This is a genomic window from Aliiroseovarius sediminis (assembly GCF_022678485.1).
In the GTDB taxonomy this organism is placed as follows: Bacteria; Pseudomonadota; Alphaproteobacteria; order Rhodobacterales; family Rhodobacteraceae; genus Aliiroseovarius; species Aliiroseovarius sediminis.
Genome location: NZ_JALBYP010000028.1, coordinates 1 through 23,381 on the forward strand (window position 1 = coordinate 1; position 23,381 = coordinate 23,381).

Below are 23,381 nucleotides of genomic sequence, written 5' to 3' on the forward strand. Positions count from 1 at the left end.
GATAGTGACAAAATCACGCGCATTGATTGTGCCCTGCCAGCTGAAATCGAAAGCGGCACCTGTTGTGACCTGCTCGGGCCCGGTCAGGGTGACCTGGGGCATTTCCTGTTCGGGTTCCGGTTCGGGTGTTGGCTCTGGTTCGACCACCATCGCGTCCTGAACCTGAGCCAAGGCATTAGAAAGCTCGTCCGCATTGCCCGCAGGAACAAACATCCCACCCGTATTGTCGGCAATGCACGACAGGCTCGCCTGTGCGGCGTCATCCAGATCGAAACCAACGACATGGGCCGTGAATTTCACGCCCTGCTTGGCAACTTGTGCCGATAGGGCACAAGGGTCGGCATTACAGGTCTCGACCCCATCGGAGATGAGCACAACGGTCGCGGGGTTGTCGCGGTAGGCAAGCAAATCAGCGGCATGTTGGATCGAGGCGGAAATCGGCGTCTTTCCGACGGGCATGATCGTGTTGACAGTGTCAATGAAACTGCTGCGATCCACGGGAGCGGGAGTGATCAAGGTCTCGATATCGGTGCAGTCTCCCTGACTGCGGTGACCATAGGCAACAAGGCCCAGATTGGTTTCGGCGTCCCAGTTCTGCACCAGATCGGCAAGCACGTCGCGCGCGATTTCCACCTTGGAGGTGCCGTCGATCTGACCCCACATGGATCCCGAACCATCATAAATAATCACCACGTCGTCCGCGGCTTGCGCCATCGTCGCGCAGGCGATGACGCCCGCAGCTACCGTTGCTGCCAATTTTGATGCTACCAGTTTCATGGTCCGTTCCTTCATCTTCCAAAGATCAAGAGCGCCTCGAAGTGAGTGCTCAGGGCAGTTCCCGTAATTCATCTAATTGTGGCGACCCGTCACAGGGGCTCCGATGGCCTCATAGGCCTCGTCAACGCCTTCGGACATTCCGCGGCGGCCCTTTTGCATACCCGTTGCATAATGCGCTCTCTGCGCAATGTCGGTGTTGGCATCCACGAGCATGGCTTGCACATCATTAATGCCAGCGTCGTCAATCGCGAAGAACTTGAAGCGCAGATGCTGTTCCGCAACAGGGTATGTCCGGCTTGGCGCGCAGATGTCCGAAGCTGTCGGATCGTCCACCTCAACACGCGGGGCCTCCGGCGTATGCGCTTTGACAGGGAGCAGGCGGCCATCCTTATCCAACAATACGTTGGTCTCGACGGTGGTTGTTGTATCTGGTGGATAGACGCGACAGGTTTTTACGCCAGTTAACTCGACAGGACAGCCCGGCTCACCCGGTAGGATTTCCGTTACGCCCTCATCGGATTGGCGGGTTTTGGCCACGGTTTTTGCCGCCGAAATGTAGCGGCCCGCTTCCGCCGGCGGAATGCCCAGCTTTGCCGCGACAATGTCGATTGCTTCTCCGCGCAGCGTTGGATCGACAGTCAGGCGATCCTCCATTGGCGTGGCACGTGGCGCGAGATCGTCGTAACAGCCCTTCATATCAGGCATTGAAACATCGCGCGGGTCCAACGCGATAGGCATGTTGAATGCAAAACCATGCGACTTTCCAGAAACACTGCCGACCATGATCTTGTGATCAACCACGCGCAGCGTCAGTTCCGCCTCATCGGTCCCAATATCCTGCGCGACATACAGTGATTCATCCATGATGGATTGCAGAAACAGCATCTGTTTCGAGCCCTGCGTCAGAACAAACTGACGCCCGCACTGGCTCACCTTTACTTCATGCAGCCCCTCACTTTTCGGCTTGCCCATAAACTGTCCCAACCATGCGCCACGGTTGGCATTGTAGAGCGCAGCGGCCTTTGCGCCATTTGGCGGAGCTTCTCCAGGCAGGGCTGTCAGCGTGTCCTGCCCGTTGAAAAGTTCATAAGTGCCTTCGCACACTACCGTTGCGCTGGCTGGCAGTGCTATCGTTGAGGCAACAGTGAAGGCAAGTGCCGCTAAACAATGCTCTTTCATCACAACTTTCCACCTTCATTCACAATGGTCAAAACGTCTCTCATACCTCTGACGCCCCTCCCGCACCTGTCTGGCTTTCTCCCAAAGCGCGCTCCTTCAGTTTGCGGAACTTGCCGGACATTTGCTCCAGCTTGGCGTCCCATTCGGGATTGGGTTGCTGCCCGTCGGTTACTTTGAAAAAGACCTGCATCATGCAGGCAATCGCGAAAGGCTCCAACAGCGCGGCCTTGACGCTCCACGCAAAGAGCAGCGCGAACAACACGCCGCCTGCGGCCCATGCGCCGGGCATCAGGTAGACAACCAAAGCGGCTGGCGCGAGCATGACCAAGAACACCACAAAGCTCAGAGCATAAACAATCAGCGCAAGCCACGCGGCGTTTTTCAGTATGGGTTTGTAGTTCTGCCCGTAGAGCACAAGCGCCTCTTTCGCCGACATCCACGTATTGTCCGACCCTGTGCGAATGACATGGGCAAGGATCACCTCGTCAATGAACCCCACGGCGACACGCAAGAAGGCCGACAGGATGCTGCTTAGCTGCTGCACGCCCGGAATAGGCAGGATCGTGAAAATGCCGCGCACGAGCCCTGTGATTGCGCGGATGACCCCAATGATCAAACGATCCAACAGGAAGAGGACACTGGCCTGCGGGAAGCGTTCCTTGACCACAGCTGTGGCATGGCTGATCTGGCTGCGTCCTTGCGGCATCGTCTTGCCGTCAATCAATTCGACCAATACGGCGATATGCCCCGCCTTGACGATGTAGAGAATATATTCACGCGCCCAATACATGATCGCGCCGAAAATGCCGAAACCCGCGAAGCCGCCCCACATCGTCGTGCTCGCGCGAAAGCCTTCGTCACCAAAGCCGCCGATGCCCCAACCGACACCCGCGCCAACGCCTGTGACTAGGATGTAGCCTAAGGTAATTCCAAAATAAACGACCATGCGGAGCACAATGAAGGGTAGTGTCCGGCCCATCATCCCCAGTGCGCCACCTATGCTGAAGTCCCACATTGCCAATTTTCCCTTTTCCGTCGTGTCGTCCCGATTTCCAGTTGATGCGGTGCTAGATCTCGCATTCGGCGTTGCCGTATTTCGCGGTGCAGGCGCGGGCGGCACAGGACGCAATCTGCGTGTCGCGCTCTGCCTTACGAATATCGACCCGCTCCAACTCTTTGTAAGGCACCGAAACCGTTTTCATGACTGGTTTACATACGGTCGTTGTGCCCGATGTTTCGCAGACTGTTTCACCTGTTGGACGCTCTTCACTACGGCATTTCGTAACAGGCTCGAGGCGATAGACGGGGGGCATTTCCAGCAACCACTCAGCCTCGCAATGAGTGCGTTCAGTGCGATACTCGGGCGTGCCGCAGGACTGTAAAATCAAGCAGGCAGAAAGGAGGGCTATAATAGGTGTTGGTCTGGACATGACGGCAAATACTCATTGGTTCTTGGCCGACTCTATCGGGTGACTTTTCCATTCGCCCCATCTGTTTAGAGGGGGAGTGAAGGAAAATATTTTGATATGGTTTGAAACTTATGTGTCGGCCTGCTCAACTGGCGCAACACTTTGAAGAAATTACAATGCGCATATTCATCGTCACCTGCCTGCACATTTTGGCGTTATCAGCACTGCCATTGGCTGGGGCTGCCGGAACTGAGAGCAAACCAGTACTGCAGGTGACTGGGGCGGTGACGGACGCGCCTATCTCTTTCACAATGGCACAAATTCAGGAAATGCCCGCAACAACTCTCACGACCTCAACGGTCGTGACGGACGGTGTGCATCAATTCACTGAGGTTCTTCTGCGCGACTTTCTAGTAGAGCTTGAGGCTGCTGGTGATACACTCGTCGCGACTGCGTTGAACGACTACATTGTTGACATTCCCCTGAGCGACCTTGAGCGGTTTGATGTGATCATGGCCTAGAGTATGGACGATAAGGCGCTGGAACGCTCCGACAAAGGGCCGCTGTGGATCGTCTATCCGCGCGATGCCCACAAGGAGCTACAAGACATCCGATATGACTACCGCTGGGTCTGGCAACTGTCGGAACTCGCAGTAAAATGAACCGCTTGGGAGGTTCTCGACTCTGGCTGAGCCTGCCTTTGATCGCCATTTTGATCTTTGCCGTTCTGCTTGGGTTTGCGCTGTTGCGCATGTTCAAAGTAGAGGCCGACATTCGCGTTGACGCAGAGCAGAACATGCTTTGGGTTATGCATCAAAGCGAAAGTGCAGCCCGCCGGTTAATAGAGACAACGATGCGCGCTGAACTGGGCGAAACTGATGCTGATGAGGTTGCCCTCAGGCTGGATTTGCTGCGAAGCCGCTTCGTGCTTTTGCAAGAGGGGCCGCAGCAACGATTCATGACTGAAATCGGGCTACAACAGCGCGTGACCGAGCTGCACAGTGCGTTGCAAGACGTGCAGCCGTTGCCAGAGGTATTCACCGCTCAAGATGCCCGAGAGCTGCGCCAAACGATAGCACCCTTTGCCACCTTCTTTCCGCGCGCCGCGAACCAGACAATGATCCAAGAATGGGATGAACTTGGCGGCCGCTTGGAAACCGCGCGGGTGCAATTACTCCAGATCATCGTCTCGATGATTGGCATCATGGTGACGGGCACACTCCTAATCATAGCCCTCTTTTTCGTTCTGCGCCTATCTCGACAACGCAATAGAATGCTGCGCAGCGAGCGAGATTTTTCGAGCCTGTTGATTTCCTCCAGTGGCGAAGGAATTCTTGCGATTGACAGCACAGAGAAATGCACGATCTGGAATGCGGCGATGGCGACCATGACGGGTCGCACAGCAAAACAGGCAATTGGCAAGGAACTCACCTACATTAGTGGTTTCTTCGGCGTAGCCCAAGTGCGCGAGGCGGTATCGGCGGCATTGAGCGGCAAGACCACAAACCTTGCTTTGCAGCCCTATTTTCGCGACCCGCACGACCCACCATTGCATGTTGACCTGCGGATCTCGCCCATGCGCAACGACAAAAAAATCGTCGGAGCCATCATCTTCATGCATGACGCCAGCGACCGCTACGCGGCACAGCAAAAAGAGACTGAAACGCGCGAACGTCTGGAACTTCTTGTTGCGGAACGGACCCAGGAACTGGACGACGCTCTCATGCGAGAAAGGTCGGCAGCGGACCTTTACCGCAACTTTGCAGGTATGATTTCACACCAGTTCCGCACGCCTTTGGCTGTGGCAGATTCCGCTTTGCAGCGATTGATCCGGCGGGGACAGCGTGCCACTACGGAAGAGACCAAGGAACGAGCGACGAGGGCACGTGACGCGATCGCGGGGCTGACGCGTCTGGTGGAAAGCACATTGGACAGCGCTCGACTTGAAGCCGTGCCGATCAGCGCACAGCGCGTGGAATGCAACTTGTTGGAGCTGTTGGATATGGTCATAGAACGGCATCAGGCCGCGGCGCCGAACACTCCCATCAAAGTGCAACAAGCGTTGGGATTTGACCCTGTCGCACATTTTGACCCCACCCATGCGGAGCAGGTGTTGGAAAACCTGCTATCCAACGCGGTAAAATACTCCCCACAGAAAGCCGCTGTGACGATCTCTTTGCATCACGACACCACTCAAGTTCATTGCGACATTACCATGCCACGGCTTGATGGTTATGGCTTGTTGTCCGCCATGCGCAGAGAAACGCCAAGCATCGCGACCACACCATTTGTGTTTCTAACCGCGGTGTCCGGGCCGCAGGAGGTGATCAAGGGCAAACTTCAGGGCGCGGATGACTACCTTGTCAAACCGGTAGACTATGATCTTTTGCTGGCTACAATTTCCGCGCGGCTGCGTCAGGTAGACCGCATCCGCGGACAGCAGGAAAGCGAAATTTCCAACCTTCGGATGGCTTTGGGTGATTTGTCCACTGGCGTAAGGCACCCTGTGTTGGACCTCATAGCGCTCGGGGTTGTGCTTCTGAACGGTGAGGGTCGTGTTGTTCATGCCAACCGTGCGGCGCAAGAGATGGCGCAGGACGCGTGGTTCTTGACTATACGAAACGACAGATTGCGTGCAGTAGACCCTGATAGCAATACAACGCTACACCGAACGATCAAGGAGTTGAAAGAGGTCGCGCCCGAGACAGAAAATATAACTGGCGTATTGCTACATCGGGCAGACCAGTCAATCTCGGTGCTAATCGCCGCGCTGGATATTGCTGAGAACCGAGATCCGAATGTCCCGCAATTCGCACTTTTTCTATCGCCTCCAGCACATGAAAAAAGGGTGTCCGAAAAGCTACTGATTGATCTGTTCGACCTTACACCTACAGAAGCCCGTGTCGCAGGGTTGCTCTCGCGCGGAGTTCTCCCATCAGAGGTCGCAGATGAACTTGGCGTGTCATCGACGACCATCGCCTTTCATATCCGCAACCTCTTGCAAAAAACTGGAACCAATCGCCAAGCCGACTTGATCGCACTCATACTTGCGGGCCCAATGGCGGTTGGAGCCATGTAATAGCCGAGAGCCATTTGCTTTGGCTGACTGGAGTTACAATTGCTCGCACGCATTTCATACTAAAAAGCTATTTTCCCGTTCAAACAAATGGGGCGGCGATGGTCGAAGCCGACGCGCCATTCCGCGCCGCTCCCGCCAGCGCGAGGCTGGCCAAAGCACAAGCAGCGAGGTTGACGCGCCGGCGCATCACGGGCCGACCCATGTCAGATCATAGGTGCCAACGGCAACGCAGCGCTCGGAACCGCCCAGCAGATTGGCAATATTGGCCGACATGATGATTTCATGGTCCATGACCTCCTTGATCCGTGTCTCCGACAGGACTTCGGCTACCAGACCCACCTTCTGTTTCATCGCGTTGCCCGACTTGTCGGCGATCACAGTGTCCCAGGTGTTCATGCCGCGCTGCGTCCAGTCCAGTTTGTCGGCGTGTTTCATCAGGGGTTCAGGGTGGAACGGCTTGGTGAATGTCAGGCGCTCGCGCTTTTCATCGCCGAACATGCTGGCCATGGCCTTTTCGATGCCGCTGACAATCTTGGGGGCGCAGCCGTCTGTTTCGTGGTTGACGAGGCTGATTGCCCAGGTGCCGTCCTTGGGCTGGATCGGGCCGCCGTCCACGGCGACGGCAATGCTGGCGCTGCCTTCGCGCACGCCTTCGCCGCCGATATGAACGGTCACGGTATAGGTGCCCTTGGCGGGGTAGACATGGCGCCCGATCTGGTCGCCTTGTCCGCCCGCGCCGCCGAAATCCCATTCATAGGTCATGTTCGGCACCGATTCGTTCTGATAACCGGCCAGAAATCCGAACTCCTGATCCACCTTTGTCCCATAAAGATGAGTCAGGCGGATATCGCCGCAGCCATCGCCCGGGGCCCCGAAATCAATGCCGAGGCTCTGCATCGCATCCCGGAATGCCGGCACCAGCGCATCGTAATCGGCCAGCGACAGCTTGCCGCCACTGCCCGTGGGATACCGTCCGACAGTCGAGCCGCCGGTGGATGATCTGCGTGCCATCACACGTTTTTCAGGACCGACATCAATATCGGACAGCCGCGCGTTGGCGAAATACTGATGGCGCGTCAGGCCATTAAGGGTTTCAGTGATGCGCTGGATCTCGAATGTCAGGATTTGCACCGGCTCGAACGTCTCGCGCGCCTGTTTGCGGCATTGCGCGGGATGGGTGAGGCGCCACGCCTCGCTTGGCATCATATGGCCGTCCGGCCCGATGAACACATGCACCGATCGCAAATCGCCAGTATAGTCATTGCCGAAAACGTAGTCTTCTGGCGACAGTCCCACCTCGGCGGGAATGGCAGGAAGGATTTCCATGACGGCCTCCTGCGCCAGCGCGGGATTGATGACGGACCCGTCGCCCTCCTGCGCCTTCGCCAACGTCGTCAGAGACGACAGCGCAAGCGCCATCGCAAGTGTCCGGGCCGGTTTGCGGCGTTGCTGTTTCATGGGATGCTCCTGTGATTCTGGCCGGTCGTGAGGGCTTTGCTCAGCTCGGGTTCCGTGTCGTTTCTGGTGGGAGCAAAGACGCCGCCAGTGTGCTCCGGCGGCGGTGGCGGCATGCCCCTGTTGACGCGTCTTTTGCGGGGTTGGTAGCACGGGCGCCGCACCCTTCGCCCCGTCCGTTTGGAGGGGCCGCGCAAATGAAAATGCACAGCTTGCAAAAGCGCCGTAAAATCCGCTAACAGCGGCCCTTCCGCATTGGACGGTCGCCGAAGACAATCGAAACAGATGGCCCGTAAATGGCTATTCTATTTAGGGCGAGCGCCGCACCGACCGACTCGCCAAAGGCGTCCTGAAGCACCATAGAACCTTGGCAATTGCGATTATCTGCGCCTCGGCAAAACGGCTCTTTCGCATCTGTTTGCTCCTTCGAAAGGTTGAGCAAACTCTACATTAAGGTGAGGGAAGTTTCGGGGGGCAGGTCAACCGGGTTACGATACAATTTATCGCGGCGTGTCACTCCAGTCGAGAAAAGCAGCCCACAGTTCTTAGCGCATTGTTGGCCTAGTGTAGTTGCAACGTAAATGTTTGGATTCTGCGCCAATCGAATCCTCTGGATGGATTGAAAATCCTCGTGTCGGTGGTTCGATTCCGCCCCCGGGCACCATTAAAAAACATATTTTCAGTGACTTGTTGGCGCTTCTGTGTAAATGGTTGCCTTCCCGGTTTTGCTGTTTGTCGCTCAATGAACACCGGTGACACAGAGCGTCTTACATAGGCTGCGTCATGGCCGACTCCGGATGCTTCAGAGTGACCGGGGCATCTTCATTGTCTTCCGAACTTGCCAGATCGAATTGCCTCGTCCGCTCCGCCCGCGGCCACTGGATGCTCGCGACATAAGGGTTCACCGCGGCACGACAAACCGCGTGCTGCAATTGTAATTAAACGGGTTTTCAACCGAACAAAACTCATAGCCTGACGTAGTTGAGCGTAGGTGGCCGCTTGGGATAGAAAGATAAGGGAGCCTTTTTTGTCCGGCACCGCCTTGGACTAAGTATTGGAGCCTGCGGGCGATGATCCCTGTGGATTACGGCTGATCCGTGTCATCAATACTTACGTATGGCGCTCATTGCGCCGCACCTACCGGCCGCGCGCAGGGCCTTGGGATCGGATGCAATGCTGCCGTTTGCATTTTGAGCCGAGATGGACCCAAATCAAGCTTGTCCGTGTTGGCGCGAGGTCGCCGACAACCTGCGAGAGCGGTTCGTCGCGATAGGTTTCCTGGCTTGGACGACCAGCCCGGTTTTACCCGTCCAAGTGGTGCGCCGGTTGTAATGACGAGATAGTAAGTCTTGTTTGAACACGTATGTCGTGCCAGCCTTGAAGTGATTTCAGGAAAGGTCTGCGCATGATACGCTCTTTGATTTTCTTTGGTTTTGCGGCTCTCGCCTTATGGTCGAACGGCGCAGCAGCGCAGAACTCTGTCTCGCCGACACGCACTGTGTACGAGGACGGCGTTGATTTGGTTGGAACTGATCTGGCGCAGATTTTTGATACGACTTTATCGGCATGTGAGGCTGCATGTTTGAACATTCCGCAATGCGAGGCGTTCACGTTCAATACAAAATCGAATGCCTGTTTTCCTAAAAAAGATGTGGCCAGTATTGTGTTATTCAAGGGGGCGGTGTCCGGGCGGGTCTATCCAACAAATCCTACTGTTTTGAGCGCCGCCCCTGTGCGACTGGCAGAGCTGGACTTTCTGCTGGAAGAGGATTTCGCCGCTGCCGTGCAGTTGACCCGTAAATCACATCAGCCGCTTGAGCGTGCCAACGCCACACAGCGGCCCGCATGGATCAGGGCTGTTGAAACTGATTTGGCCGCAGATTGGCTGGTATTTGGACAGCTTGCTGACATGCGCGACAGCCGCATTTCTCATATGGCTTTACCGGCACTTGTGAAGGCATATGTGCGCGCACTCGACCAACAGACCCGGCGGGATGCGGCGATTGAAATTGCGTTTGCTCTTGAAGATAATGGGCGCGGTCGCGCTATGATTGATGCGTTGCGATTGGCACAATCGGTACAGTTTGATCGCCAGACCCAAATGCAGTTGGACGAAGCGATCGGCAAGTACGGGTTTCGCGTGGTGGAAACCAAAGTGGAAAGTGACAGTGCGACGCCCCGTATTTGTGCCGTTTTCAGTGAGGAATTGATCAAGGCGGGCACCGATTACACTCCTTTTGTGCAACTGCCAGAGTCGCAGTTGGTGGTGACTGCCAGCGGTGACCAGCTTTGCGTGGACGGGGTTGAACATGGCAACAGCTATCGCATTGTGTTGCGGAAAGGCCTGCCCGCCGCCAGCGATGAAACGCTGACCCGCCCGGTGGATTTGACGCTTTATGTACGTGACCGCGCGCCCGCCGTTCGTTTCACCAGCCGGGCTTATGTGTTGCCCCGGTTGGGCGATATCGCGATCCCGCTTGAGACAGTGAACATGGCGCAAGTTGATCTGAAACTCAGCCGTATTGACGACCGAAACCTGATGCGCACCATACAGTCCGGTTTGATGGATCAGGCCGTGTCGCGATACAGTGCCGATTATGTATCACCTGAGATTGGCACAAGTGTGTGGTCTGGCACAGCCGAGGTTGGTCAAGATCTGAACCGGGACATGCTGACCCGCTTGCCATTGGGCGATGTGCTGCGTAACGAGCCTGCGGGGCTTTATGCGCTTACCGCCGCGAGCGCCGATGGCAGTCGCGAAATCCCATCCGCGACGCAGTGGTTTGTGTTGTCCGATATCGGGGTTGCGACTTATTTGGGCAATGACGGTTTGACCGTCGCCGCACGCGGTTTGGGCGATGCGATGGCGATGGTGGATGCAAGTGTGACTTTGGTGTCCCGCAGCAACACGGTCCTGGCCGAGGCTCAGACGGATGCTGATGGCGTGGCCCGATTTGCAAGCGGACTGACCCGTGGCACGGGCGGCAATGCACCTGCGATGGTCACTGTGGCAACAGGCGATGATATGACCTTCTTGTCATTGACTGACCCAGCCTTCGATCTGTCAGATCGCGGCGTTGAGGGGCGCGAAGCCAGCCCGCCGATTGATGTGTTTGTCGCCACTGATCGCGGCGCTTATCGCGCTGGTGACACGATTCATTTGACCGCTCTGATGCGCGATCAGACAGCGCTGGGCCTAACGAAAATTCCGCTGACAGCCGTGCTTACCCGACCCGATGGAGTCGAATACAGCCGTGAAACATCGACCGAAGACCGTGCCGGCGGGCATGTTTTTGAGATGCCGATTGCACAGACTGCGCCGCGCGGGACGTGGCGAATTACAGTGATGGCCGATGCAGATGCGCCGCCGCTGGCCCGAACAAAGGTGTTGGTCGAGGATTTTCTGCCGGAGCGGATAGATTTTGATCTGTCTTTGCCCGATAGCATCCGCCTTGGTGATGTGCCGATGTTGCGTGTGGATGCCCGTTATCTGTTTGGTGCGGTGGGTGCCGACCTGAATGTTGAAGGCGAGGCATTGTTGCGCGCAGCCGACGGTCTGGAGGCATTCCCGGGATATCGGTTTGGCCAGTATGATGCGCGTTTCGACGGACAGGTGACCTATCTGAACAGCGCGACCACGGATACAGATGGCTTTGCCACCGTGGCCGTCGATATACCGGACCAATCCGCTTCGCAGCCGCTGGAGTTGCGGGTGACGGCCCGCGTCAAAGAAGGTTCGGGCAGACCGGTCGAACGTCAGGTGACAGCGCCTGTTTTGCCGGATCGGCCAATGATCGGGATCAAGCCTCTGTTTGACGGTGTGATAGGTGAAAACACGCAAGCCCCGTTCGAACTGATCGCGCTGAATCCCGATCTGACAGCGGCGGATGTGCCGGTGCGATGGACCATCAACAAACTTCGCACCAGATACGAGTGGTATCGTTTGAATGATCGCTGGAAATGGGAGCCTACCACGACCCGCACGCGGATCGCGACAGGCGAGGCAACGCTTGGAACCGCGCCCGTTCGTGTCGCCACCCAAGTCGAATGGGGGCAGCACGAGATTGTTGTAGAAGCAATCGGCGACGATTATGCCGTCGCGTCGAACGATTTTTATGCCGGTTGGTATGCGCCAGCGTCGGCGGACGACACGCCTGATCTGCTGGAAGCTTCACTGGACGCCGAAAGCTATGCTGTGGGTGATACGGCGACCTTCCGCATTGTTCCCCGATATGCGGGGCAAGCCGTCGTCACTGTGATGGCGGATCGTTTGATCACGATGAAAACTGTGCCGGTTGTTGAGGGCGAAAACCTGATCAAGCTTCCTGTGACCGACGAATGGGGCGCGGGTGCCTATGTCAGTGCATCGGTCATTCGTCCTATGTCGGTTGCGGAAAAACGCAATCCGGCACGTATGCTTGGACTTGGATATGCTAAAGTTGATCCGGCAGACAAGGCTTTGACGGTATCTTTGACCGCGCCCGAGAAGATGCGCCCCCGTGGCCCTTTGGATGTCAGCATTCAGGTTGACGGGGTGCGGCCCGGTGAAACCGCATATGTGACGCTCGCTGCGGTCGATCTGGGCATTCTGAACCTGACTGGTTTTGAGGACCCCAACCCGCAAGGTCATTATTTTGGTCAACGCAAGCTGGGGGTCGAGATACGTGATGTGTATGGCCGTCTGATTGACGGGTTGAACGGCGCGATGGGCACTGTGCGTTCTGGTGGCGATGCGATGCCAACCGCCAATATGAAAAGCCCGCCACCAACCGAAGAGCTGGTCACCTATTTCACGGGGCCGGTGCAAGTTGATGCCAACGGGCAGGCGCAGGTGCAGTTTGACCTACCTGCCTTTAACGGCACCATTCGTCTGATGGCGGTCGCTTGGTCTGAAACAGGCGTTGGACAGGAAGGGCAAGACGTCATCGTGCGCGACCCTGTTGTTCTGACAGCCAGCGTGCCGCGCTTTCTGGCCCCGGGCGATCACAGTCGATTGTTGCTTGAGGTTGTCCACACTGATGGCCCAACCGGTGAAGTGGGTTTGAAGGTTGCCACCGATGGGCTTGGATTGGCGTCGCAAGCACCGTCATCGTTTACATTGGCTGAAGGTGGAAAACAGGTGTTTGAGATCCCGTTCGTGGCGCAGGATGTCGGACATCACAGCATTAATGTTACACTGATAACGCCGGATGGCCGCAGTTTGGCCAAAACGCTTAACATGCCAGTTGTCGTCAATGACCCTGAAATCAGCCGGATCAGCCGGTTTATGTTAGAGGCCGGTCGCACGTTCCGCTTCGATGACGATGTGTTTGCTGGTTTGGTTGCGGGTACGGGCAGGGCTACCCTATCTGTGGGGCCGTTGGCGCGGTTTGATGCGCCGGGGCTGCTGACTGTGCTGGACCGCTATCCATATGGATGCACCGAACAGATTGCGTCACGAGCATTACCGCTGCTGTATCTTGATGGCCTGGCCGAAGCGATGGGGTTGGCGACTCGTGACCAGATCGCCGAGCGCATCAGCCAAGCCATCGCAGCGGTGACGTCCAAGCAGACCGCAAACGGGGCTTTTGGCATGTGGCGGCCAAGCTCGGGTGATTTGTGGCTTGATGCCTATATCACCGACTTTCTGACCCGCGCGCGTTCATCAGGATATACGGTACCAGACGTGGCCTATGACAATGCGGTGACGAACCTGCGGAACGCCGTGAACTATTACCCGGACTTTGATAAAGACGGAGCCGATCTGGCCTATGCGCTGTTCGTGCTGGCCCGCGAGGGTAAGGCGGCAGTGGGTGATCTAAGGTATTATGCAGATCAAAAGGCCGGGTCGTTTTCGTCGCCTTTGGCCTTGGCGCAACTGGGTGCTGCACTTGCCCAATATGGTGACCAGCCGCGAGCGGATGCGATGTTCAGCCGGGCAGGGCGTATGCTCTCCGACCGGTCCGCGCGTGATGAACAGCCGATCTGGCGCCGTGATTATGGCACCTATCGTCGTGATACGGCGGCTGTTCTTGCCATGGCGGTCGAAGCAGGAAGCGAAGCGATTGATCGCGATCAGTTGGTGCGCCGGATCGGAACGGATGCCAGCCGCGCGTCGACCCAAGAGGCGGCATGGACTTTGCTTGCAGCCAACGCATTACTCGATGATATGCGCACAACCAGTCTGACGATTGACGGTTCGCAGCCCGAGGGGCCCGTTGTAGAACTGCGCGAGGCGCAGACAAACGCCGCCCCCGTCGCGATTACCAACACTGGAACGCAGCCAACGGAAATTACAGTCACCACCCTTGGCGTGCCTAGCGTGCCAGAACCAGCGGGAGGCAACGGATACGCGATCAAGCGTATTTATACCACTACGGAAGGTGAGCCTGTCAATCTGGGTGATGTGGCGGTGGGGACCAGGCTGGTGACAGTGCTGACCGTGCGTCCTTTTGGGCGACAAGAGGCGCGGTTGATGGTGAATGATCCATTGCCGGCGGGGTTCGAGATCGACAACCCCAACTTGTTGACCGGTGGGGATATCAGCGCGCTGGATTGGCTTGATCCGGTGCAGGCGCAAAATGCCGAATTCCTCTCGGATCGGTTTCTTGCTGCCGTGAACTGGCGGTCGGATAAACCGTTCCAGTTGGCTTACATCGTGCGTGCCGTGTCGCCCGGACAGTTCCATCATCCAGCTGCATCTGTTGAAGACATGTATCGACCGCAGATGCGCGCCCATACAGACACAGGGCAAGTTACGGTTCGCAAGTGACCCGCTTTGTGTTCGCCATAGGTCTGGTCCTTTGGACCCTTGTGATTGCCCAAGACCGATTAGCCGCCTGGGTCGATGCGACGGCTTTGCCGCTGTTATCGGCTGACCTCAGCACCGAGGTGCGCGACCGCAACGGCGACCTGTTACGGGCCTATACGAATAATGCGGGGCGCTGGCGTTTGCCTGTGCGGTTGGATGAGGTCGACCCCACATATCTGCAGATGTTGATCCGTTACGAGGACAAGCGTTTTGCCAATCATAGTGGAGTTGACCCGCTTGCCCTGTTGCGCGCTGCGGGACAAGCGCTCTGGAATGGGCGTGTTGTTTCTGGCGGTTCGACCCTCACGATGCAGGTTGCGCGATTGCTTGAAGATGGCGGGACGGGCCGTTGGGAAGGTAAGCTACGGCAGTTCAGGCTGGCCTTGGCGTTGGAACAGAAGTTGAGCAAGGAGGATATCCTGACGCTTTACCTGAACCATGCACCGTTCGGGGGGAATATCGAAGGCGTGCGTGCCGCGTCCTATGCTTATTTTGACCGTCCGCCGCGCCGATTGACCCCGGCGCAGGCCGCGCTGTTGGTGGTTCTGCCGCAATCGCCTGAGACGCGCAGGCCCGATCGTGCGCCAAGCGTTGCAAAGCGCGCCCGCGATGCAGCCTTGGGTCGGCTTGCCGACGTTGGCGTGATTGATGCCGCAACAAGGGCAAACGCAACGCGCCTTGCGGTGCGCCCCACGCGGCATGTTTTGCCGGCTTTTGCCCCCCATTTGGCCGATCGCGTGATTGCGCAAAACCCAAACCTGACACGCCACGATACAACGCTGGATCTAAACTTGCAGACAGCGTTAGAGCGTTTGGCGGTTGATGCCATATATGGCAGGTCGGATGATGTGCAAATCGCGATTATGGTGGCCGACCATCAAACGGGTCATATTTTAGCCAGTGTTGGGTCCGCAGCTTACAACGCTGACGCACAAGGCGGGTTCATTGATCTGACACAAGCGGTGCGGTCACCGGGGTCGACGTTGAAGCCGCTGATCTATGGGCTTGGCTTTGATCGGGGTTTGATCCATCCAGAAACGATGATTGCCGACCGACCTACGGATTTTGATGGCTATATGCCGCAGAATTTTGATGGTCTGTTCCGGGGCGAATTGCGGGTGCGGACGGCGCTGCAACATTCGTTGAATATTCCAGCCGTTGCCGTCACTCGGGCGCTTGGACCGCATCATTTACTGGCTGGGCTGCGACGTGCTGGTGCTGACCCTCGCGTGCCGGGTGGTGCGCCGGGGCTGGCGATCGCACTGGGCGGTGTCGGTCTTAGCTTGCAGGAATTGGTTCAACTTTATGCAGCAATCGGCAATGGGGGCGTGGCAGTTGATCTGCGCTCGTCGTCAGAGCCAAGCGCAGGCTTCGCTCCTCAATCTGTGATGGACCGGGCAGCGGCCTGGCAGATTGGCAGTATACTGGCCGAGGCACCCAGACCGCGCGGCGTACGAGGTGCGGGGATCGCGTTCAAAACCGGCACATCCTATGGCCATCGCGATTCCTGGGCGATCGGATTTGATGGGCAGCACGTGATTGGTGTCTGGATGGGGCGAGCAGACGGCACGCCCGTTCCAGGTGCATTTGGCGGTGATCTGGCGGCACCTGTCATGTTTGAAGCCTTTGCAAGGATCAGCCCTGAAGCGATCCCGATCGGGCCGCCGCCGCACGAAACGTTGTTGCTGCCGACAGCACAATTGCCCAGCCACCTGCGGCATTTTGGCAAGCAGAACGATGCGCGCGGCCTTGCGCCAAATATTGCCTTTCCTCCGAATGGCGCAGTGTTAGAGGGCACCTTGTCGACAGTGAAGGTGCGTGATGGTCGGCCCCCGTTTGTCTGGTTGGTCAATGGTCAGCCGATTGCGCGAACACATCGCAATCAGCTTGCTATCAACAACGCGGCGGGCATCGGATTTTCATCACTGACAGTGATTGATGCAGATGGCAGATCAGACCAGGCAGAGGTCGAAATCCGGTAACAAGCCGTGTCCATTTTTTCGGACCTTTGCCGCACTCGTGCGTTCCGCGCACATGAACGCAGACTAGGCAGTATGGGTGCGCCGGCTGTTGATTGCTGTGGATTTGGTCATAGCGCTGGCGGGGTGCGGGCTTGTCGTTTTGCTTTTCGGGTTATACCTGCTTTGCAGATTTCGCCGCCCAGATGCGGTAAAGTTCCGGCTCGGGCCTGTCCTCGGGCGGCAAGTGCTGGATCGAAGCCCATGTCTGCCCTTCAAGTGGCGGCGCCAGTTCCGCAGCGACCGTCGAGGCTTTCAGCCCAAAAGGCGCACCATCTTCGTTGGAATAGGCATAGGCGATCCGGGTCACACCGGCGATCCGCATAGCGGCAAGACACATGGGGCAGGGCTGGCCGCTGGCATAGACGGTCGCGCCATCAAGGCGGGTGCTTCCCACCGCTGCGCCTGCTTTGCGAAGCGCCAGAAGTTCGGCATGTGCGGTGGGGTCGTGGTCGGCCTCCATCCGGTTGACGGCGCGGGCCAGAACCTTCCCGTCCTTGACCAGCACAGCTCCGAAAGGTTGGCCCCCTTTGGCCACGTTGTCGCGTGCCAGTTCAATGGCTTCGTTCATGAACTTCTTGTCAGTCATCGTGCACCTGCCTTTTCCAGCAATCTTGCAATGTCGTCATATCCGCGCTGCCTTGCATGTTGCAGTGGCGTGACTCCGTCCTTGTCGGCAAGGTTCACGTCCCCCCCGGCATCAAGCAGCAGTTTCACCACCTCGACATGACGTGGGCCACCGTCACTAAGGATGATGGCCTCGAGTAAGGCCGTCCAGCCCAGTTTGTTGACATGATCTATGTCGACGCCTGCCTTGATTAAAGTTTGCACAGTGTCCACATGGCCCCGTTCCGCCGCCGGGATCAGTGCCGTGCCGCCATAGCGATTGGTGGCGGCAAGGTCAGCGCCATGGGCGAGGGTCATTTTTAGAATTTCCAGATACCCGCGCGCGCCGGCATAAAGATAGGGGCTGTCTTCAATCTCGTCCTTCGCGTTCACATCGGCGCCCGCGTCGATCAGAAGCCGTGCTGTCTTGACTTGGTTCGCATGGGTGGCTGCCAGAAGCGCCGTGCGCCCTTGTGCATCTCGCGCGTCGATTTTCGCGTCGCTTGCGATCGCATTTTCGACCTTGGTGTTGTCGCCGCTTTCCGCCGCATGGATCAGTGACGGCTCGGCCTGTGCAGCTGAAACCCCGCCGGGAACAAGGGGATTTGTCATGATCATGCATCCTGCGATTGAGAGAAGGAAAAAGGGGCTCGAAAACCGTCCGCGCATCGAAAACTCCTGACATGCCGGGGCTGATTGCGGACCGGCAACTGCGGTTGATACCGCAAGCGTGACGGAAGGGCGGCGCAAAATCAACCGGATCAGCCAACGGCCGTGGGTTTCAAACACCTTTCCTGCGCCATCCAAAAAAACGGTGCGGATCGAATGTAATGACTGTTGTTCTAGATCAAAGCTTCACCTGTTTCCATTTCCTATACAGCCCGTTGGATTTGGTCACGGCGTCCTGTCGTGGCAATATTTTAGAGAGGGAACGTCCATGGACCTCGCCAGACGCCTATTCATGACACAGGCCGCCCGCATCACGGCTGGGGCGGCTTTCGTGCCCCTGGCCAGCGTTGCGAACGCTGGCATCAATGACCAGCCCCCGCGCCGCGGTGGTGACGCCACGAAACGTTACGCCATGCTGATTGACCTGCGCCGCTGCATCGGCTGTCAGGCTTGCACAGTGTCGTGCCATATCGAAAACGAAGCCCCGCTGGGCAAGTTCCGCACGATCGTGTCGCAATACGAGGTCGAAAACGAAGACACCGGCGCCTTGGCGCAATTCATGCTGCCGCGGCTGTGCAACCACTGTGACAACCCACCTTGCGTGCCAGTTTGCCCCGTGCAGGCAACATTCCAGCGCGAGGATGGCATCGTCGTGGTCGATTCCGACCGCTGCGTGGGCTGTGCTTATTGTGTGCAAGCCTGCCCCTACGACGCCCGTTTTATCAACGAACGCACACAAACGGCGGATAAATGCACCTTCTGCGCCCACCGGCTTGAGGCCGGGTTACTGCCCGCCTGTGTCGAGTCTTGCGTGGGCGGCGCGCGGATTATCGGCGACATCAACGATCCGAATAGCCAGATCGCGAAAATGATCGACGAGTTTCATGACGAGCTGAAAGTCTTGCAGCCCGACAAGAATACCAGCCCGCATGTCTTCTATCTGGGCATGGACGAACGCTTCATCGACCGACCGCAAGCCGCGCCGGGCCTTTGGGATGTGCGCGACGACGCGGGAACAGAACTGGGGTATGAATATGCAGAGCATTGAGCTTATCGCACCACGTTATGATATCGCGTGGTATCCTTGGGCGGTCCAATATTTCTTTTTGGTTGCGCTGTCTTATACATCTGTCTGGTTGGCCATCCCCGGGGCTGTGTTTGGGCTTGAGCGGTGGAAACCCGTTGCCCGTCTTGCACTGCTGTCCGCCGTGACGACCGCCATCGTGGCACCTGTGTCGCTTCTGGCGGACCTGCACCAACCGCTACGCTTCTGGCATTTCTATGCCTATTTCACGCCGTGGTCATGGATGTCGATTGGGGCAATCTTCCTGCCCGTCTTTGTTTTGCTGACCGTTGCTCTGGCTTGGTTGGTTTGGCGCGAACCGATGAATGAACAGCGCGGCGCGCCGGGTCTTGTCGGTTGGGTCGCGCGGGTTGCCACTTTGGGCCATTGGGACAGCCCGCGCTGGCTGATTGTTGCAACCGGGCTGGGGGCATTGGCCGCATCACTGGTCGTGGCCGTCTATACGGGGAACGAGATTGCGGTGATTAAGGGCCGCCCCTTGTGGAACACGCAATTCCTGCCCGTTATGTTTGTTGCGACCGGATTGATCGGATCGGTGGGCCTGTTGCTGGTGCTGGATCGGTTTACCGGCACGCGGGCTGCCGAGCTGCGCACGGTTGAGGCAACCCCAGCCAACCCGCGCAACCGCGCCACCTCGCGCCAGCTTCTGGGTGTCCTTCTGGTCGCCTGTATTCTGGCCGGGCTGACAGCAGCCGGATGGTTTGCCGTTGGGCTGAGCCAAAGCGACGCATCGGTCGCAGCCGCGTTGCAGTCGGTGCAGGAAAATCCCGACTGGCGCGCGATGACCTTCCGTGCGGTCGCATCGGGTGTTGTGCTGTTCATCGGTGTTCTGGTCCTGCTTCTGCGTCCGCAAATTCGCGGGCTGGGCTGGGTCTTCGGGCTCTTGGCCTTGCATACCGCGTGGATGTTTCGCTGGGCGGTTCTGATGAACGTGCAGACGGTGCAGCGCCAGACCGCGGGGTTCAGCGAATACCAACTGGCCCTTGGGTCCGGCGGGCTTCTGGGGATCATTGGCAGCTTCGGTCTTTGGCTGGCCGTGCTGATGCTGATCGACATTTTCGTGCCGTGGCGCGCGGCCCTTGGTGGCGCGCCCGCACAACCTCTTTCCTCTGACATGAAGGGAGTGCCTTCTCATGGATAAGTCACGTCGCAGATTGCTTCAGGGCGGTGTTGCCGCCGCTGGGGCCGCAACCTTTGCCGCCGGATATTCCGAACCGCTTGCAAAGATGGCGCACGGACTGTCGGGCAGTTCGGGCGAAAAGCCCGCGCATCCCATCTTTGGCGATGCGCCCGCACCTGAATATAGGGTGGACATGGCCACGGGTGAGCTCGATTTGAACGAAGATCAGCGCATGGCCTTCACGGTTTGTTATGGTTGCACTACCAAATGCGGGGTGCGGGTGCGGATCGACAACAACACCGAAAATGTATTGAACGTCAGAGGCAACCCCTATCACCCGCTGTCGTCGGACGAACATCTTGACCATACTGCCCCGGTGCGTGAGGCACTGCGCTGTGTTTCGGCCTTGGGCGACAAGGGGCAGGAAAACCGCTCGACCGCCTGTGCGCGGGGCAATGCGATGATCGCCCAGATCGACAGCCCTCATCGGGTTCTGAACGTGATGAAGCGGGTTGGCCCGCGTGGGTCAGGCGAATGGGAAACGATCCCCTTTGAGCAAGCGATCGAGGAGATTTGCGAAGGCGGCGATCTGTTCAACGAAGGCCATGTCGATGGGCTGCGTGCGATCAACGATTATGACACGCCGCTTGACCCCGATGCGCCCGAACTGGGACCGAAGACCAACCAACTTCTGGTGATGGAATCCACCGATTATGGCCGTTCGGCCATTCTGAAACGCTTTGCTTTCAACGCGTTCGGCACCCGCAACTATGGCCACCACGGAAGCTATTGCGGCCTTGCCTTTCGCATGGGTGCGGGCGCGGTGATGAATGACCTGATGACAAATGCCCACACCAAGCCCGATTTCGCCAATGCCGAATTCGCGCTGTTCGTTGGCACGGCACCCAGCCAGGCGGGCAGCCCGTTCAAACGGCAGGGCCGGATGATTGCCGATGCCCGTACCAAGGGGCTGGAATATGTCGTGGTCGATCCGGCGCTGAACGCGTCGGTTGTGAATTCGGCGCAGGGGTCGAACTGGGTGCCGGTGCGTCCTGGCACTGACACGGCATTCGCCATGGCACTGATCCGTTGGCTGCTGGAAAATGATGGCTACGCCGCCGATTTCCTGTCTTTGCCATCACAGGCAGCGGCGGATGCGGCGGATGACGTTGGCCACACCAACGCCTCGCATCTGGTCATTACCGAAGAAGGCCACGCGGAGCAGGGGCGTTTCTTGCGCAAATCAGACCTTGGTCTTGCGGAAGCAGGGTCAGACGACGATGGCCCGATGGTCATGTCGGATGGCACGTTGAAGCCAGCGGACGATGCGGCGCATGGCGATCTGTTTGTGTCCCAAGCGGTGACCTTGCCGGATGGCGGGGACGTCGCTGTGGCCTCTAGCCTGTTTTTGTTGCGCGAAGCCGCACAGGAACACGACATTGCCGATTACGCGGCGGAATGCGGCATTCCTGAGGACCGCATCATTGACATCGCGCAGCGTTTCAAAGCCGCTGGGCGCCGTGCTGTCACCGACAGTCATGGCGGTATGATGTCGGCAACAGGCTTTCATGCCGCATTTGGATATCAAACGCTGAACCTGCTGGCCGGATCAATGAACCGCACAGGTGGGTCAGCCCATGGCGGCGGCAAGTTCAACGGGTTCGGTGCGGGGCCGCGCTATGATCTGGCGAAATTCGATGGTATGCGCAAACCCAAGGGTGTGTTCCTGTCACGCTCGCGCTTCCCTTACGAGAAATCGTCGGAATACAAGCGTCGCAAGGCGGCGGGCGAAAACCCCTATCCGGCAAAAGCGCCATGGCGAAAACTTGCCCCGCCGGTTCTGTCGGAACATCTGGCCTCGGCGTTGGATGGTTATCCCTATTCGATCAAGGCGTTGATCGGCGTGATGGCCAACCCGCTTTACGCTCAGCCCGGCATTCAATCGCTGATCGGTGACAAGATGGCTGATCCTAAAAGCCTTGGGCTTTATGTGGCGATCGACGGATTCATTACGGAAACCAACCGGCTGGCCGACTATATCTTCCCCGACTCGGTGATGTACGAGGTCTGGGGCTTTGTCGATGCATGGTCAGGTGTGTTGACCAAAACAACGACGGCCTGTTGGCCGGTGGTCGAACCCCGTCAGGCCAAGACCGCCGAAGGTGATCCAGTCAGCATGGAGACGTTCTTCATCGCCACAGCAAAACGCTTGGGACTTGCCGGCTTTGGCGCAGGTGCGATCAAGGCTGCGGACGGCACAGCGCATGATTTGAACCGGCCCGAGGATTTCTTCCTGCGAGCGGGTGCCAACATCGCCTTTACCGGCGACAAGCTGCCCGACGCCAGCGATGATGATGTCGCGCTTGGTGGTCTGGAACGCCTGATGCCCGATATCGAAGCTACCCTGCCCGAGGAAGAACGCGGGGCGGTGGCGCACCTATATTCCCGCGGTGGACGCTTCCAGAAATTCTCGCAAGCCTATGATGGCGAGAAGCTGGGCAACCGTTGGAACCGCACCTTGTGCCTCCATAACGAAAATGTCGGTATGGCGATCGACAGTGAAACCGGCAATCGCCATCGTGGTGTGCCCGAGCTTCGCCGCGCTGCCTTGTCCGACGGCACACCGATGCGTGAGGTGTTCAAGGAAGACGATTGGCCACTTCTGGCGTTTTCGTTCAAATCCAACCTGTTCAGCGCATATTCCGCCGGACTTGACCGGTTGCGTATGATCAAGCCCAACAACCCGGTGATGATCAACACGATTGACGCGCGCCAAGCTGGCGTCAGCCACGGCGACATGATCGAGATTGAAAGCCCCGGTGGCAGTGTGATCGGCGTTGCTTTGGTTAGTGACGGGGTGATGCGCGGTGCGCTGGGGATCGAGCATGGCTTCGGCCACCGCGAGCTTGGCGCGGGGTCGCACCGCATTGATGGTGAACCCTATGGCGGAAATCAGTGGGTTGGGGCAGGTGTCACCCTGAACCAACTGGGTATCGCAGACCCCACCCGCCGCGTTGCGGGCACCTGGCTGGAACCAATCAGCGGCGCTGCTGTGCGGCAAGGGATACCGGTTCGGATAAGCAAACCGTCGACCGCTGTCGCGTGAGTTTTCGCCTCGCGATCCGGTCAGGACCGGGGCGAACATAATAGGAAGCAACTGACGCAGGTTTTGGAAAAGACTGGTCTAAGATTTCA

The 23,381-nt window shown here is 57.9% G+C and carries 15 protein-coding genes and 1 pseudogene; 9 read left to right on the top strand and 7 right to left on the bottom strand.

The genetic code is table 11. The annotated features are described in order from the left end of the window. The 4 genes from MN186_RS08305 to MN186_RS16465 all read right to left on the bottom strand — a co-directional run. On the bottom strand, positions 1-777 hold a 777-nt coding region (locus MN186_RS08305), incomplete at its 3' end, for a vWA domain-containing protein (protein ID WP_242113915.1). A gap of 72 nt (positions 778-849) precedes the next feature. Next, positions 850-1,956 (bottom strand): hypothetical protein, encoded by a 1,107-nt coding sequence (locus MN186_RS08310; RefSeq protein ID WP_242113916.1) that lies wholly within the window; start codon positions 1,954-1,956, stop codon positions 850-852. Between the two features lie 40 nt (positions 1,957-1,996). Continuing rightward, a complete protein-coding gene (locus tag MN186_RS08315) occupies positions 1,997-2,971 on the bottom strand; it encodes a hypothetical protein (RefSeq protein ID WP_242113917.1) in 975 nt (324 codons plus the stop codon). A gap of 52 nt (positions 2,972-3,023) precedes the next feature. Then, entirely contained in the window at positions 3,024-3,158 is a 135-nt protein-coding gene (locus tag MN186_RS16465; protein ID WP_255743971.1) for a hypothetical protein, read from the bottom strand. 383 nt (positions 3,159-3,541) lie between these two features. Here MN186_RS16465 and MN186_RS08320 point away from each other — a divergent pair, with 383 nt between their 5' ends. Genes MN186_RS08320 through MN186_RS08330 form a run of 3 tightly spaced genes read left to right on the top strand, consistent with a single transcriptional unit; the run spans position 3,542 to position 6,444 of the window. Continuing rightward, on the top strand, positions 3,542-3,886 hold the full coding sequence (locus MN186_RS08320; RefSeq protein WP_242113918.1) for a hypothetical protein: 345 nt from the start codon (positions 3,542-3,544) through the stop codon (positions 3,884-3,886). A gap of 3 nt (positions 3,887-3,889) precedes the next feature. Beyond that, complete coding sequence (locus tag MN186_RS08325; RefSeq protein ID WP_242113919.1) at positions 3,890-4,027, top strand: hypothetical protein; 138 nt, start codon at positions 3,890-3,892, stop codon at positions 4,025-4,027. Further along, positions 4,024-6,444 carry a PAS domain-containing protein gene (locus tag MN186_RS08330; protein ID WP_242113920.1) on the top strand — a complete coding sequence of 807 codons (2,421 nt, stop codon included), beginning with the start codon at positions 4,024-4,026 and terminating at the stop codon, positions 6,442-6,444. The genes MN186_RS08325 and MN186_RS08330 overlap by 4 nt, the downstream gene beginning before the upstream one ends. A 186-nt stretch (positions 6,445-6,630) precedes the next feature. Here the strand turns inward: MN186_RS08330 and MN186_RS08335 are convergent, their stop codons facing one another. Beyond that, positions 6,631-7,902 carry a PKD domain-containing protein gene (locus MN186_RS08335; protein WP_242113921.1) on the bottom strand — a complete coding sequence of 424 codons (1,272 nt, stop codon included), beginning with the start codon at positions 7,900-7,902 and terminating at the stop codon, positions 6,631-6,633. A 1,402-nt stretch (positions 7,903-9,304) separates the two neighbouring features. Here MN186_RS08335 and MN186_RS16620 point away from each other — a divergent pair. The 3 genes and pseudogenes from MN186_RS16620 to pbpC all read left to right on the top strand — a co-directional run. Next, a pseudogene (locus MN186_RS16620) lies at positions 9,305-9,547 on the top strand (PAN/Apple domain-containing protein); the annotation flags it as partial. A gap of 69 nt (positions 9,548-9,616) precedes the next feature. Beyond that, positions 9,617-14,650, top strand: a complete 5,034-nt coding sequence (locus MN186_RS08340; RefSeq protein WP_420838918.1) for an alpha-2-macroglobulin family protein — start codon at positions 9,617-9,619, stop codon at positions 14,648-14,650. Then, entirely contained in the window at positions 14,647-16,671 is a 2,025-nt protein-coding gene (gene pbpC, locus MN186_RS08345; RefSeq protein ID WP_242113923.1) for a penicillin-binding protein 1C, read from the top strand. Before MN186_RS08340 ends, pbpC begins: the two co-directional genes overlap by 4 nt. 151 nt (positions 16,672-16,822) lie before the next feature. Here the strand turns inward: pbpC and MN186_RS08350 are convergent, their stop codons facing one another. Together MN186_RS08350 and MN186_RS08355 are read right to left on the bottom strand one after the other, a co-directional pair. Beyond that, positions 16,823-17,296: a nucleoside deaminase gene (locus tag MN186_RS08350; protein ID WP_242113924.1), complete on the bottom strand. Its 474-nt coding sequence runs from the start codon at positions 17,294-17,296 to the stop codon at positions 16,823-16,825. Continuing rightward, complete coding sequence (locus MN186_RS08355; RefSeq protein WP_242113925.1) at positions 17,293-17,925, bottom strand: ankyrin repeat domain-containing protein; 633 nt, start codon at positions 17,923-17,925, stop codon at positions 17,293-17,295. The genes MN186_RS08350 and MN186_RS08355 overlap by 4 nt, the downstream gene beginning before the upstream one ends. A gap of 325 nt (positions 17,926-18,250) precedes the next feature. Here MN186_RS08355 and ttrB point away from each other — a divergent pair, with 325 nt between their 5' ends. From ttrB to MN186_RS08370, 3 genes are read left to right on the top strand one after another with little or no spacing between them, the layout of a single operon-like run. After that, a complete protein-coding gene (gene ttrB, locus MN186_RS08360; RefSeq protein WP_242113926.1) occupies positions 18,251-19,030 on the top strand; it encodes a tetrathionate reductase subunit TtrB in 780 nt (259 codons plus the stop codon). Then, entirely contained in the window at positions 19,011-20,207 is a 1,197-nt protein-coding gene (gene nrfD / locus MN186_RS08365) for an NrfD/PsrC family molybdoenzyme membrane anchor subunit (RefSeq protein WP_242113927.1), read from the top strand. Before ttrB ends, nrfD begins: the two co-directional genes overlap by 20 nt. Then, positions 20,200-23,292, top strand: a complete 3,093-nt coding sequence (locus MN186_RS08370) for a molybdopterin dinucleotide binding domain-containing protein (protein WP_242113928.1) — start codon at positions 20,200-20,202, stop codon at positions 23,290-23,292. The genes nrfD and MN186_RS08370 overlap by 8 nt, the downstream gene beginning before the upstream one ends. Positions 23,293-23,381: the final 89 nt, after the last annotated feature.